Genomic DNA, 13,820 nt, shown 5'->3' with positions numbered 1-13,820 from the left:
ATGGAATCGCGCCACAGTCCGACCGGCGGTGAACACTACCGCTTGCAGGGAAGCGCGCAAGGCATAGGCGATTAAGACCAGGAAACATGGGCTTTCTGCGGCATTTGCCCACCGAAAAGCCGCGCTTGACGGCACTTTGAACACCCTTCACCGGACGTCCCGACGCCCGGGGGGCGGGTGACCCGTAACCTGTCTTCCCCCCACCCATACGCTGCTTTCCGCCACCTCGAAGTCGTAGCCCCCTCTTGCCCGCGAGGAGACCCGTGCACCCCACCCGCAAGGCGGTCGCGACCGCCGTCGCGCTCCTGGCCGTGGCCACCGCCGCCGGCTGCGACCCGGACTCCGACACCAGTGTGTCCGGATCGGGCTCCTCCAAGCCCGGCTGCCCCACCGTGCTCGCCAAGGCCAAGAAGGCCGTCGAGAAGGCCGAGGACGTGGACGCCCCCTGGACCGGACCCACCACCGGACCCAAGGCCGTGCGCGGCAAGACGATCGTCTTCATCGCCCACACCCTGGCCAACCCCGGCCCCGCCGGAGTCGCCCAAGGCGTCGAGGAGGCCGCCAAGGTCGTCGGCTGGCACTCCCGGACCATCAACGGCAAGGGCACCACCGCCGGCGTCAAGGCCGCCTTCGAGGAGGCCTTCCGGATCAAGGCGGACGGCATCGTCATCAGCGGCTTCGGCCCCGAGATCGTCCCCAAGGAGGTCCGGCGGGCCAACGCGGCCGGCATCCCGGTGATCGGCTGGCACGCCACCGTCGCCCCCGGCCCCAGCAAGGATCCGGAACTCTTCAGCAATGTGACGTCCAGGGTCGAGGACGTCGCGAAGATCAGCGCCGACTGGATCATCGCCCGGTCCAACGGCCGCGCGGGCGTGGTCGTGTTCACCGACACCACGTCCGACTTCCCCAGGAACAAGTCCGAGCTGATCAAGAAGGAGCTGGCCACCTGCTCCGACGTCAAGCTGCTTGACTACAGGAACATCCCCATCCCCGAGGCCAACAGCCGCTCCATCAAGGAGGTCTCCGCGCTGCTCAAGCGCTTCGGGGACCAGTGGACCTATTCCGTCGCCATCAACGACCTGTACTTCCGCCACGGCGCCCCCGCGCTGCGCGCCGCGGGGAAGGCCGGCGACGGCGCCCCGTTCAACATCGGCGCGGGTGACGGCGACCCGTCGGCCTTCGAGCGCGTGAACCGCAAGCAGTACCAGGCCGCGACGGTGCCCGAGCCGCTCTCCGAGCAGGGCTGGCAGATCGTCGACGAGTTCAACCGCGCCTTCTCGGGCCAGCCGGCCAGCGGATACGTCGCCCCCGTGCACATCACCACCGCCGCCAACAGCGGTGGCGCGCTGTCCTGGGACTCCGAGGGCTACCGCCAGGCGTACCGCAAGATCTGGGACCGCTGACCCCGCTGCGAGTGTCCCGGTTCAGCGCCTAGGCAGGCGCCGACCAGTCAACATCGCCGCCCGGTCCACCCCGGGGATCCCGATGATGGACGCCCCGGGGTCGGTCGGCCAGCAGACCGGACTGTTGAAGTTCTCTCCCCGATGAATCCGGGAGACTCTCCCCTGGATCGCTCCGGGGAGTTTGACAGGTCACGCCTGTCCGACGACGGCCCTTCCGGCCGCCGGAGCAAGTACGGGACTCGCTCGGGTTGTCGGGGACTTGGCTGTCGCCCCCGACCACGCACTGAGCGTATCAGATGCGTTACGGAGTGATGCGACGGCGTTTCGCACCGTGGACCCCGGCCGCCATGACGGCGACGCCGCGCTCGGCGCACAGCGGCAGCAACTCGGCCGGCCCCGAGTGGTCGAGCAGCGTGTACCGGCCGGCGAGCAGCACGCAGTCGGGCCCCGGAGGCGGGGCCTCCCGCAGGAAGCGGGCCGCGACGTCGGCGTGGTTGACCCCGAGCGAGAGCGCGCCGATGACGCCGTCGCGGCGCAGCTCGGCCAGGGCCCGGTATGCCTCGGTGACGGCCGTCGGGTAGTCCTCGTCGGGGTCGTGAATGTGGAGCACGTCGACCCGGTCGAGGCCGAGCCGGTCCAGGCTCTCCGCCGCCGAGCGCAGCACCGCCGGGTAGGTGTGGTCCAGGCGGGGCCCGACGCCCGGCGGAGGGTCGGCCCAGATGGGCTGGGTGTCGGGCCCGCCGGGCTCGATCAGCCGGCCCACCTTGGTGCACAGGACGTACTGCCCGCGCGGGCGCCGCGCGAGGGCAGCTCCGGCGTGCGCTTCCGAGCGCCCGTATCCGTAGACGGGAGCGGTGTCGTAGAGCCGTACGCCGAGCTCCCAGGCGCGGTCGACGGTGGCGGCGGCCTGCGCGGCGGGTACGGGGGCGAAGAGGCCGCCGATGGAGGCCAGCCCGAGCCCCAGGCGGCTCACCGACAGCCCGGTACGCCGCAGTCGCACCATGTCCCCCGCGTCCAACCCCGTCCCCCCGCCCCTGTCCGGCGGATCTCGACGCCTGCGGCTGCCCCGCGGCGGAGCCGCACATGGGTACAGCTCCCCCGGGGCTCCGCCCCAGACCCCGGGGGTCCAGGGGCAAAGCCCCTGCCATGCAGTGGAGCCCCGCGGGGCGGGGTGGGGAACGGCACCGATGTGCGGCTCCGCCGCGGGGGTGCTCACCCCCCGGACTCCCGGGGTCTGAGGGCGGAGCCCCAGTTGAGGGAAGGGGCGGGTAGGGGACAGAACCCGCCGAGGTCACTGGGGCGTGGCGCCGTAGCCGGCCATGGGCGAGGCGTAGGACGGGACCGTGGCGGCGAGTTGCACGCCGGGCGCCAGGCCCAGCGCGACCAGCGCGTCGGGCAGACCGCGGCCGGTGCGCGCCGCTTCCCAGGTGCCGGGGAGCGCCAGCGGGCGGCAGCTCGCGGCGATGATCTCGAACAGCCGCTGGACCCGGCCCGGTCCCCGGGGCGGCAAGTGGCCCCGGAAATCCTCGTGGTGAGCCAGGACGAGGGCCGCGAGCCCGGCGACATGGGCCGAGGCCGGGCCGGTGCCGTCCAGCGCCGCGTAGTCGCCGCGCGCCGAGCAGGACAGCACCGCCACACCGGGCGCGGCGGCGTCGACCTCGGGGCCGTACGCGCTGAACCGCGCCGCGAACAGGCCCTCCGGGGTCAGGGGCGGGCCCGCGTGGGTGGCCTGGGAGGTGTCGGGCGGGTACGAGCCGAAGGCGCCCAGCGCGCCGACGGTGAACACGGTGGGCAGCGAGCCCGGGAAGGCGACCGGCCCGCCGGAGTCGCCCGCCGGGGCGACGCAGGCGACGCCCGCGGCGTGGGCGTCGGCGAGCTTGCGCGCGACCAGCGCGGAGGAGTACGGGGTGGCCACCGCGATATGGGCGATGTCGACCTCGGTCTCGATGCAGTGGTCGAGCGCGGCGATCAGGTCGCTGAAGCGGCCGCCGGGCAGCACCCGGCAGGCCTCGATGCGGGCGTCGACGGCGATGCCGATGACGCCGGGGCCGGTGTCGGCGGCGGCGATCACGCCCGCCGCGTGGGTGCCGGTGCCGATGGCGTCGTGGGCCCAGCCCCGTTCCGTACCGCCGACCGGATCCACCCCGGAGCGCACCCGGTCCTTCAGATCGGGGTGTTCGGCGGCCACGCCGGAGCCGATGACCGCGACCTTCACGCCGAAACCGCGGAACGTGGGCGGCAGTCGGTCGAGCCGCATGGCCTGCTGGCCCCAGCCGTACTGCTGCCGCTCCTCAAGACCCGGGTATGCCTTGGTCAGCGGGGTGAGGGTGACCAGGTTCTCCTGGGTGGCGGACAGGTCGGGGCGGTGGATCCAGCGGTCGACATAGCCGCTCGCGGGGCGGACGTACAGGGCCTGGAGGGACTGCGCGGTCTCGGTGGCCAGCGCCAGCCGCGCCGTCCCGTCGGCGCCGGTGATGCCCTGGACCGGCCAGGACGCCCCGATGAGGAACACCCCGGCCCCGGCCAACGGCTCCTCGTCCGGGCCGCAGACCCGCAGCGTGACCTCCACGGGCGCGTCCAGCGGGGCGATGAGCCCCGGGTCGGCCAGCGGCATCAGCCCCGCCACCGGACCGGAGGCCGCCCCCGCGCCCGCGCCGTTCAGCGGAAGGTCGGGCTCCACATGAACGTGCACGGACCGCATCGACGGCACCTGCTCCTCGGCCGCCTCGACCACCGCGATCTCCGGGCAGCAGAGGGGCGGCGCCGCCTGGTCCGGCTTGCCCGAGGGCCGGAGCCGGCGCACCACCGCGACCTCCGGCATCCGGCCCAGCCGCTCGCACACCGTGTCCATGTCGAGCGCGGCCACGCCGGGCGGGAGCAGGTGCTGGGGCAGCGGCGTCACCAAGTACCGCTCGCGGCGCGGCCGCACCGCGACGGCGCGCCGCGTGCTCTTCTTGCGCGGCCCCTCCTCCTTGCCCGCGCGGGCGGGCTGGTTCGCGCTCCCGGATCCGCCGTCGCTGTCGTTCTCGGACCTGTTCTTGAGCATCACGTCCACCTTCACCACACCCACGTCGTCCTCGCGCTCCTGATCCGGCGACCGGGGGCCGCGCCCCCACGGTGATGCGGTGTGCTCGGGAACCGCTCCCGGCACACCGCACCGCGTCAACCCGGGCTGCGTCAGCCGATGCCGTACGGCTGCTGGCCCATCTGGCCGAAGCCGAAACCGGGCTGCTGGTACTGCTGGTACGGCTGCTGGCCGAATCCCTGCATGCCCATGCCCATGCCCGGTTGGCCCATCCCGGGCTGGCCCATGCCCATGCCCATCCCCGGCTGGCCCATGCCCGGCTGCATCCCCATGCCCTGCTGACCCATGCCCTGCTGGCCCATGCCCTGCTGGCCCATGCCGATGCCCTGCTGCTGGATCAGCGTCATGACCGCGATCGGCAGAGCCTGCTGCACGGCCTGCTCGACCGCCTGCCGGATCCCGCTGCGCAGCGAGTAGTGCAGCGCCATGGCCATGTAGGGGTGCGCGTGCTGCCCCATGCCCTGCTGGTTCATCTGCTGGAGCTGCTGGACGGTGTGCTGCATGCGCTGGGCGATCTGCTGACTCGCCTGCTGGCATGCCTGCTGCATCGCCTGCTGCACGATCTGGCCGAGCTGCTGCTGACCCATCTGGGGCCCTGTCTGTTGCAGGGGTTGGGCGCCAGTCATCACCGACATGGATCCTCCACACGACGACATAGACGAGGAAGGACACCGGGGCGACACGCCCCGCATGCCCTATTTGTTACATTTACGCTAAGTCGGTGTCCGGAGCGTGCGCAATCGGAGACGGTCCGTCAGCGGCGGTCAGCGCTCCAACGCGGCCAGCGCCGCGCGCACCTGGGGCAGCGCGTCCTCCCCCACCGGGCGCAGCACGACCGTCTCCGCGCCCGCGTCCCACAGGGCCCGGACCCGCTCGGCCGCGGTGGCGGCGTCGCCCGCCGCGAGGAACACCTCCTCGCGCGGGATACCGAGCCATTCGGAGTACTCGTCGCGTACGGGCGCGGAGGCCGTCGCCACGTGCTCGGGGTCGTCGGCCACACACAGATGGGTGAAGACGATCAGTTCATGCGGCCGGCCGGCGCCCGCGGCGGCGCGCCCCTTCGCGATATGGCCGAGCGCGGCGGCGATCGCGGCCGGCCCCTGGCCCTCGGCCATGACCGTGCCGTCGGCCGCGCGGCCGGACAGCTCCAGGGAGCGGGGGCGTACGACGCCCGAGACGATGCGCGGGGGCTCGGCGGGCGGGTGGACCAGCCGTACGCCGTCGATGTGCACGGTCCGGCCGTCGAGCGTGGCCGTCTCACCGCGCAGCAGGGTGCGCACCACCGTGATCGTCTCTTCGAGCAGGGCGAGCGGGGTCGGGGACGCGGCGCCGACCTGGGCCATCCACTCCGGCACGCCGTGCCCGACGCCCGCGATGAACCGGCCCGGGAACACCCGGGCCAGGTTGGCCAGCTCCATGGCCAGCAGCGCCGGGTTGCGCAGCGGGGCCGGGAGGATCCCGATCCCGACGCGCAGCCGCTCGGTCGCCGCCAGCGCGAGCGTCGCCGAGCCGATCGACCCGGTCCAGCCCAGGTCCTCGACGACCCACAGGTCGTCCGCCCCGTACTCCTCCACCGCCCGCGCGAACGCGGGCAGTTCCTCCGGCTTGCCGTCCCGGTCGAACATCACGCCGACGCGGGGGCGCGGCAAAGGCTCGCTGATCGTGGGGTCGTTGGTCACCATGTCGTTGTCGTTGGTCATCCGGCCAATTTGACATCCTCCGCCCCGTGAGCGGGGCGGAATCCCATCTCAGGCCGCGTGCGGCTGAGTGAGTGGTTGACGCTTCTTCGACCGGGTAACCCCGAAGTCTCCACGTCCTGACACCGCCTGCCCGGCGGCGTGATCGATGTTGCGTCCTGCGTTGGTGTCCGCGTTCGTCTCGTACCCACAGTCGGGGTTCTTGCAGACGAAGCGGGCCTGACTCTCCCGGCTGCCGGGAGTGATGAATCCGCAGACGGAGCATCGTCGGGAGGTGGTGGTCTTGTGCTGCCAGTCGACGGCCCTGCGCTTGGCTGTTGCGCGGAGCTGGGCGATCTGGTCGTACGTGCGGGTCAGACGCCTGGAGTTGGCCTCGCCGGGTTTGCGGGCGCGGCGCTTGCGCTCCTTGGACTTCTCCAGGCGGCGCAGACGTTCGGTCTCACCCTTCGACAGCCACGGGGCATGGTCGCGGAAGGTGCCGTCCGAGAGGGCGAGGGGCTTTGCGATGCCCCGGTCCATACCCACGGTGGGCCCGGGGTGGGGGTGCGGGCTCGGGTACCTCGCTCTGGACACGGAAGACGACATACCAGCCGTCGGCTTCCTTCACGAGCCGGGCCCCGGTGACCCGGTTCCCCTTGTCAGCGCGCTTGCCGACCGGAAGATCCTTGCTCCAGCGGAACAGGACGTGCCCGATCTTCGGCGCCCACATGCGACCCCACCGGCGGTTCAGACGCATGATCTGAAGATCGCGCCCCTGGGGGATGTCGACGGCCATGCGGGACCGGAAGCGGCCCTTGAAGTTCGGGGCGTCAGCGCGGCCGTCCCAGCAGTTCTTCCACGCCTGGAAATACGTCTTCAGCACGGCCTGAGCCGCCTGGGCCGGGAGAACGCCGAGCCAGGGAAGATCCTTACGCCCCTGGCGGATCGCCGCGTCTGCGGCGGCCAGGTTCCGGCGCTCCTTGGGGAGCATCGTCCACCAGTCGTGCACGACAGTGTTCACGCCCGAGATGCTGGAACGCTGCGAAGAGACCGCGCACGGCCATTTCTGGTCCCGTTCGTACTTCGCTGGAAGCTGTGGGGGCGCCGCCGGCCGTCGTACGCCAGTACATCGAGAACCAGCAACGCCCTGCATAACCCCCCGTCTGAAGGCGGGGGCACTGGCCAAGATCACTGGTAGGCGGCGTGGGCGGAGCGGGGGAACGTGATCCGCACCCGCGCCGGCCGCACCCTAACTCCCCCGCTACCGTGGCGGCATGGAGGGGATCGAACGGATGGACTGGGCCGAGCGCGTACGCACGCTGCGGCAGTGGTCGCAGAACGGGGAGCGGGCGCCGCACAAGCCGCTGCTCATGCTGTATGCACTGGGCCGGTTCCAGCAGGACGCGGGCGACGCGCTGCGGTTCACCGAGGTCGAGGCGGATCTCAAACGGCTGTTGGCGGAGTACGGACCCAGGCGCCCCACCAGCGCCGCGTATCCGTTCCACCACCTGGTGAACGACGGGGTGTGGGAGGTGCGGACCGACACGGGCGAGGGCAGCCCGGGCACGGCGCTGGGCGCGCTGCGCGCCAGCGGGGCGGCCGGGCGGCTCGCCCCCGGTCTGCGGGACGCGCTGACCACCGACCCCGCCCTGCTCGGCCGCCTCGCCCAACTCCTCCTCGACCAGCACTTCGCGCCCTCCCTCCACCCCGACCTCGCCGACGCCGTCGGGCTCGACCTGACCGCCGACGACGGAGCGCGCGGCAGCCGCCGGATCCGCCACGGGGCCGCCGAGATGCGGGAGCGGGTGCTGACGGCGTACGAACGCCGCTGTGCGTTCTGCGGCTACGACGGGGCGATCGAGGGCACGGGCGGTCGGGCGCGCGGCGAGGCGGGCGGTCGTACGCCGGTGGGCCTGGAGGCCGCGCATGTGCGGTGGTGGGCCTTCGCGGGACCTGACGACCTCTCCAACGGGCTGTGTCTGTGCTCCCTCCACCACAAGCTGTTCGACAAGGGCGTGCTGGGCCTCGACGGGAAGCGACGGATCCTGGTGTCGCGGCAGTTCACCGGCCGCAGCGAGGCCGCCCACGCGTATGTGCTGCGGCTGGGCGGGCAGCCGGTGCTCGGGCCGCGGGCGGGCAGCACGCCGGTCGCCGATGAGCACATCGACTGGCACATGGCGCAGGTCTTCCGCGGCGAGCCGCGGGTGGCGGCGCAGGGGTGAGCGGGCGACGGGCGGCGCCCGTCAATCCGTGATGCCCAGGTCCTCGCGCATCACCCGGCGCATCGCCGACAGCCTCGGCTCGGCCTCCTTGAGCTCGATCAGCGCCGCCGCGGCGGTCTCCCCCTCGCCCGGCAGGCCGCGGTCGATCCGCTTGGCCATAGCGTCGATCCCGGCGAGCACGGTGTTGAGCTCGCGGGACGCCGCCAGGACCCGCTCGGGGACGGTCATCTGCGCCTGGGCGTAGCAGTCCCGGTACTCGCGCCGGGCCTCCTCGAGCCCGGTGCGGTCCTCCTCCGTGTAGACGCCGTCCCTGATCCGGTGCAGGGCGTCCTTGAGCAGGGTGTGGAACTGGCGGGAGGCGCGGTTCATGGCGATGTAGGCGGTCCGGCGCTCCTCGAGGTGGCGCCGCCGGTCCTCGACGCGCGCCTCTTCGGCGCGCTGCCGGGCGGTCATGCGTTGCTGGAGCAAGGGGGCGAAGAGCGTGCCCAGAACGCCGACGACGGCGGTAAGCATCGCGGCTATGACGGCGGTCACCCGGCCGACCTTAGCCGACATCGCCGTCGCCACCGTCGCCACCCGAAAGCCGCAGCACTACAGTTTTCACCCATGGGACCAGCGTCATCGGAAGCGCGGGCCGACCGCGCCGACGACGTGCTCGCCCTGGCCCGCCTCGCCGCGGAACCGGAGTCCGTACGCGCCATCCTCGCCTGGCTCACCCGCCGCACCGGCGGCCTCGCCGCGCTGATCGGCCCCACGGGCACGGTCCTCGCCACACCGGACCCGGACCCGGGCCCGGACACGCTGGTCACCGCGGTTTCGGCCGCCGCCTCTGCCGCCGTCGAACTGCGCCGCCGCGGCGCGCCCTCCGCGGTGCTCGGCGGCGAGGGTGGCCGCGCCGTACACCTGGTCCGGCTCGGCCACGGCGACGCCGCGGGCGGGGACGAGCCGCCGTACCTCGCCGTCATCGGGCCCGATGACCCGCGCTGCGGGGTGCTGCTCGCCGACGCCGCCCGCACCCTCGCGCTGTGCTGGCGGCTGGAGGAGGCGGAGCGGGCCCGGCGGCGCGTCGAATCGGCCGAGGCGCACAGCCGCGAGGCGGCGCTGCATCTCCTCATGGTCGGCAGCGTGCCCGCCGCGCAACGGATCGCCGGGGCGCTGGGCCCGGCCCTGCCCGCCCTCGCCCGCGTATATGTGATCGAGTGTCCGGTCCGCCGGCGGCGGGAGATCGCGGCCCGAATCGACCGGGCGGCACGGGGCCGGGCGTGGATCGTGCCCTGCCCCGTGCGCTCCAACCACCTCATCGCGCTCGTACCGCCAGGCCCGAAGGGGGAAGGGGCGGGGGAAGGGGAACTGGAGAGGGAGCGCGCGGACGGGCTCGCCCGGCTGATCGTCCAGCGGGTCCCCGAGTGCCGGATCGGCACGAGCGCCGAGCACCCGCTGCGGGACACCGCGGCCGGCTACGAGCAGGCGATCCACGCCCTCGCCGTGGCCCGTGGCGCGCCCTTGCGGTACGCCGGTTTCGGCAGACACACCGACACCACGGCGCTCGTGAGCCCCGAGGGGCGGCTGTGGGCGCAGGAGTTGCTGGGGCCGTGCCTGCGGTACGTCCCGCCGCGCCGCGCCGACCCGGGGCCGCAGGAGTTGCTGGGCACGCTCGGTTCATGGCTCAGTTTCGGCGGCGCCGCCAACCGCCATCTCAAGATCCACCGCAATACGCTCGCCGCGCGCATCCGCCTCATCAGCGACCTGCTCGGCCTGGACATCGGCCGCAGTCTGGCCGGCCAGTCCACGGCCTGGCTCGCGCTGCGGCTGCACAGCGTGCCGCCCAGCACCGCCGAAACGCCGGCGCTCCCCGCCCCGGCCCGGGCATCGGCCCCGGCTTCGCTCGACGCCCTGCTGTCCTCCCCCGCGGCCGAGTTGTGGGCCCGTGCCCAGTTCGGCCCCCTCGACGAGGCCGGGCCCGCGGCCGTGCCCGAAACCGTACGGGCCTGGCTGCGCGCAGACGCCCGGCTGCCCGCAGCGGCCACCGCCCTCGGTATCTCGCTGCCCGGTGCGCGCAAGCGGCTGGCCAGGGCCGAAGAGGTGCTGGAGCGCTCGCTGTTGCGCGCGCCGAGCGCGAAGTACGAGCTGTGGCTGGCGCTGCGGGCGTCGGGCTCGCTCTGACCTGTGCCCGTTCGCCGTTCGAAGCGCAACCGCCGCACACCACGACTGTGCACAGTGTTCCTCGCCGCGCCCGCCGCCCCCGCCTAATGTCCTGGGCAAGCCCCTCATGCACAGAACAGGACCGCTGATGAGCCATCACCACGACTCCGAGCTCGCCCGCCAGGACCCGCGGCTCGACATCAGCGACACCTACCTGTTCCGCGGCACCACCGGCACCGTCTTCGTCGTCAACGTCAACCCGCTCTCGGGCGGCGGCGGCTTCCACGACGACGAGAGCCACTACGAGATCAAGATGGACACCGACGGCGACGCCGTCGAGGACATCACCTACCGCTTCACCTTCCAGCCCCCGGCCGCCGACGGCAGCCAGCGCTGGGAGCTGCGCCGCCTCGACGGCCCGGCCGCCCGCGACCGCTTCGCCGACGGCCCCGTGCTGCTCACCGGCGCCACCGGCACCACCGGCACCACCGGCGAGCCCGCGCGGACGCCCGACGGGCTGCGCGCGTGGGCGGGCGCGGCCGGGGATCCGTTCTGGATCGAGGGCACGGTCGTCACGGCCGTGAAGACCGCCATCGCGCAGGGCACGGCGCCCGATCTGACGGACTTCGACCCGGCCGACGCCACCAATCTCTTCGCGGGCACCGACGTCCAGGCGATCGTCCTGGAGGTGCCGGACGAAGCCCTCGGCGGCGCCGGAGCGGCCATCGGCTTCTGGGGCTCCACCGTGCTGGCCACCGACGCGGGCGGCTGGCGGCAGATCAACCGCTGTGCGAACCCGCTGCTCAACACGCTCTTCGACCTCGAAGACGCCGAGCAGCACATCGACTTCAACGCCACCGAGCCCGCCGAGGACCAGCGCCGCTACGGAGCCGGGATCCTGCGGGCCGCCGAGCGGGCCGCGGCGGCCGTGGGCGCGGTGCCCGACGCCGCGGCGCACGCCGCCCGCGTACGGGACCTGTTCCTCCCCGACGTGCTGCGCTACGAGGTGGGCAGCGAGGCGGCCTTCGCGGTCGACCGGCGCAACGGGCGCGGGCTGACCGACTGCGTACCGGAGGTGATGTTCGAACTGGTGCTCGGCGCGCCCGTCAAGCTGGGGCTGGACGCGAGCTCGGCCACGGGGGTGCCGGGCGACGTCTTCCCCTACCTGTCGGCGGCCGGGGCACGGCACTGACCGCCCTGCCCCGGCCGCCGCGGTAGCCGCGACAGCCCGGCCCGAAACTCGAACCACTCGCCTGAGAGCATCTCCGGTGTGTGCACGGTCACCGGCGAATTCGAGATCCATTTGACGGTCCGCCCTGTCACGGGGAGGGCGGACTCCCCCGTCGCGTACCGCGCGCTGGAGCGGTACGCGGCGGAGCGGGCCTGGAAGTTCGCGCATATCGTCCTCGACCGTGGCCGCGTGCCCTCCCAGCCGATGCTGACCCTGCGCGCCGACGGCACCCTGCCCGCGGCCCGCTCCGCCGCCGACGCGGCGGCGGCCGGGCTGGCCGGCGCGGGCTTCCCGGTCGTACGGACGAAGGTCGAGGCCGCGCCGTGGGCGGAGGGGGTGCCGGTGTCCGACGAGGACGGCCGGGCCCTCGGCCCGCGCTACTACTTCGAGCACCACATCAAGCTGCTCCTGGACACCGCCGGAGCACCGCCCGCCCTCGCCCGGCTCGCCGCCGCGCACACGGCCCACCTCTCCCGCAACGCCCGCCGGATACGAACCGACGGGCGCGCCGAGCGTTTCGTCACCCAGCGCTGCCGCCTGGTCGGCCGCGACACGGCGGGCCTCCGGCTTGAGGCGCTGGCCGCCGCCCTGCGCGCGGACGGCCGCGAAATCGTGTCGATGGAACGGGAATTCGTCGTGTATGACAGCGACGAGGGCCTGGACGCGGGCTGGATACCCGAGGAGGCGGCAGCGCAATGACAGAGACAGAGCCGACATCGTCGTCGTGGACCGCGTTCGGCTGGGGCCCGTGGCCGGAGGACGGCACCGTCCCCCAGGAGGAGCTGACCGAGGCGACCGCCGAGCAGATGCGGCTGCCGAAGTCGCTGCGGCCCGTCCTCGGCGAAGGCGTGCTTCAGCGCCCGGTGTTCGATCCCTCGATGGCCCACCACGCCCGGGCGATGCGGCCCGGCGAGCCGCAGTTCGAGAACGCGGAGGCCGGCCGCCGCTGGTACGCCGCCCGCCGCCGCGCCACCGACCTCGTCCTCGCCGCTGTCGCGGACTCGCCGTGGGCCGAGCACCTGGTGCTGCGCGGCAGCGTGCTGCTCAAGGCCTGGTACGGCGAGGCCGCGCGCGAACCCGGCGACCTGGACTTCGTCGTGGTCCCCGACTCGTGGCAGCTGGAGGACGAGCGTACGGACCGGATGCTCGACGGCATCGCGCGCGCCGCCGACCTCCGCGCCCGGCGCGCGGCCGGGCCGGTCCGCATCGACTCCCGGGGCGCGGTCAGCGACGAGATCTGGACGTACGACCGCGTCCCCGGCCGCCGCCTGGTCATCCCGTGGACGCCCGGCGAGGACGGGGTGCCACCGGGCACGGTCCAGCTCGACTTCGTCTTCAACGAGCCGCTGCCCGCGCCCTCCGCCCTCACCTCGATCCCCTACTGCACCGGCGCCGAGCCCCCGATCCGGCTCCACGCGGCGACGCCCGAGCTCTCCCTCGCCTGGAAGATCCTCTGGCTGATCACGGACATGCACCCCGAGGGCAAGGACCTGTACGACGCGGTCCTGCTGGCCGAGTCCACCGCGTTGGACTTCGCGCTGCTGCGCCATGTGTTCCAGGGCGTGGAGGGCGGGTACTACGAGCGGAATCCGGTGCTCCTGGAGTGGATCGGGAGCGTCGAGGCGAACTGGTTCGAGCTTCAGAAGGACTATCCGCACATCAAGGGCCGCCAGGGCGAGTACCGAGCCCGCCTTCTCAAAGCCCTCGCCCCCACCTTCGCCGCCCTCCACGACGACAGCGGTGAGTCCGCCGAGTACCTGGAGCGGGCGGCCTGGCTGGCCCAGTGGACGCGGGACTGCCGGAAGCTGCTGGCGGACTCCGGCATGGACGCGCTCCAGGAGTGCCTGGTCGATCGGTACATCCACGCGAAGAACGCCATCGTGATCACTCGCGAGCTGCTCGGCCGCGCCGACTGCGAGATCGTGGACGCGGCCGAGGCCGTGTACGCCTTCCGGTCGTTCAGCCGGAAGGCGCACCAGCTGAGCGAGACCCTCGGCGACCCGGTCGAGGCGTCACGGCAGCTGGCACCCCCGCAGTGACGTTGCGGTGAGTATGAGACAG

Annotated in this window: 11 protein-coding genes and 1 pseudogene; 6 read left to right on the top strand and 6 right to left on the bottom strand. The window is 73.1% G+C overall.

Annotation, left to right across the window (positions count from 1 at the left end):
• Positions 1-263 precede the first annotated feature (263 nt).
• Positions 264-1,403, top strand: coding sequence for a substrate-binding domain-containing protein (locus ACZ4WQ_RS16945; protein ID WP_311726281.1), 1,140 nt, complete (start codon positions 264-266; stop codon positions 1,401-1,403).
• A gap of 301 nt (positions 1,404-1,704) precedes the next feature.
• Here the strand turns inward: ACZ4WQ_RS16945 and ACZ4WQ_RS16940 are convergent, their stop codons facing one another.
• The 5 genes and pseudogenes from ACZ4WQ_RS16940 to ACZ4WQ_RS16920 form a co-directional block, all read right to left on the bottom strand.
• Entirely contained in the window at positions 1,705-2,406 is a 702-nt protein-coding gene (locus ACZ4WQ_RS16940; protein WP_398370944.1) for an aldo/keto reductase, read from the bottom strand.
• A gap of 288 nt (positions 2,407-2,694) precedes the next feature.
• Complete coding sequence (locus ACZ4WQ_RS16935) at positions 2,695-4,473, bottom strand: S8 family serine peptidase (protein ID WP_398370942.1); 1,779 nt, start codon at positions 4,471-4,473, stop codon at positions 2,695-2,697.
• Positions 4,474-4,580: 107 nt separating this feature from the next.
• Positions 4,581-5,123 carry a hypothetical protein gene (locus ACZ4WQ_RS16930; RefSeq protein ID WP_398370940.1) on the bottom strand — a complete coding sequence of 181 codons (543 nt, stop codon included), beginning with the start codon at positions 5,121-5,123 and terminating at the stop codon, positions 4,581-4,583.
• A 129-nt stretch (positions 5,124-5,252) separates the two neighbouring features.
• Positions 5,253-6,137 carry an LLM class flavin-dependent oxidoreductase gene (locus tag ACZ4WQ_RS16925; RefSeq protein ID WP_398371806.1) on the bottom strand — a complete coding sequence of 295 codons (885 nt, stop codon included), beginning with the start codon at positions 6,135-6,137 and terminating at the stop codon, positions 5,253-5,255.
• A gap of 99 nt (positions 6,138-6,236) precedes the next feature.
• Positions 6,237-7,155: pseudogene (locus ACZ4WQ_RS16920) on the bottom strand (RNA-guided endonuclease InsQ/TnpB family protein).
• A 301-nt stretch (positions 7,156-7,456) separates the two neighbouring features.
• Here ACZ4WQ_RS16920 and ACZ4WQ_RS16915 point away from each other — a divergent pair.
• The gene (locus ACZ4WQ_RS16915; protein WP_398371804.1) at positions 7,457-8,386 is read left to right on the top strand and encodes a phosphorothioated DNA-binding restriction endonuclease; all 930 of its coding nucleotides are present in this window, start codon (positions 7,457-7,459) and stop codon (positions 8,384-8,386) included.
• A gap of 21 nt (positions 8,387-8,407) precedes the next feature.
• Here the strand turns inward: ACZ4WQ_RS16915 and ACZ4WQ_RS16910 are convergent, their stop codons facing one another.
• A complete protein-coding gene (locus tag ACZ4WQ_RS16910) occupies positions 8,408-8,920 on the bottom strand; it encodes a hypothetical protein (RefSeq protein WP_043486944.1) in 513 nt (170 codons plus the stop codon).
• A 72-nt stretch (positions 8,921-8,992) separates the two neighbouring features.
• Between ACZ4WQ_RS16910 and ACZ4WQ_RS16905 the strand changes: the two genes are divergently transcribed.
• The 4 genes from ACZ4WQ_RS16905 to ACZ4WQ_RS16890 all read left to right on the top strand — a co-directional run bounded on the left by ACZ4WQ_RS16905 (position 8,993) and on the right by ACZ4WQ_RS16890 (position 13,798).
• On the top strand, positions 8,993-10,549 hold the full coding sequence (locus ACZ4WQ_RS16905) for a helix-turn-helix domain-containing protein (RefSeq protein ID WP_398370936.1): 1,557 nt from the start codon (positions 8,993-8,995) through the stop codon (positions 10,547-10,549).
• A gap of 127 nt (positions 10,550-10,676) precedes the next feature.
• Entirely contained in the window at positions 10,677-11,720 is a 1,044-nt protein-coding gene (locus tag ACZ4WQ_RS16900) for a DUF4331 family protein (RefSeq protein WP_398370934.1), read from the top strand.
• Between the two features lie 78 nt (positions 11,721-11,798).
• Positions 11,799-12,458, top strand: a complete 660-nt coding sequence (locus tag ACZ4WQ_RS16895) for a hypothetical protein (protein ID WP_385340606.1) — start codon at positions 11,799-11,801, stop codon at positions 12,456-12,458.
• The gene (locus ACZ4WQ_RS16890) at positions 12,455-13,798 is read left to right on the top strand and encodes a nucleotidyl transferase AbiEii/AbiGii toxin family protein (RefSeq protein ID WP_398370932.1); all 1,344 of its coding nucleotides are present in this window, start codon (positions 12,455-12,457) and stop codon (positions 13,796-13,798) included. Before ACZ4WQ_RS16895 ends, ACZ4WQ_RS16890 begins: the two co-directional genes overlap by 4 nt.
• The last annotated feature ends 22 nt before the right edge of the window (positions 13,799-13,820 follow it).

The sequence above is a fragment of the Streptomyces sp. NPDC028305 genome, from assembly GCF_055569495.1.
This window is presented reverse-complemented; position numbering and strand designations above follow the sequence as displayed.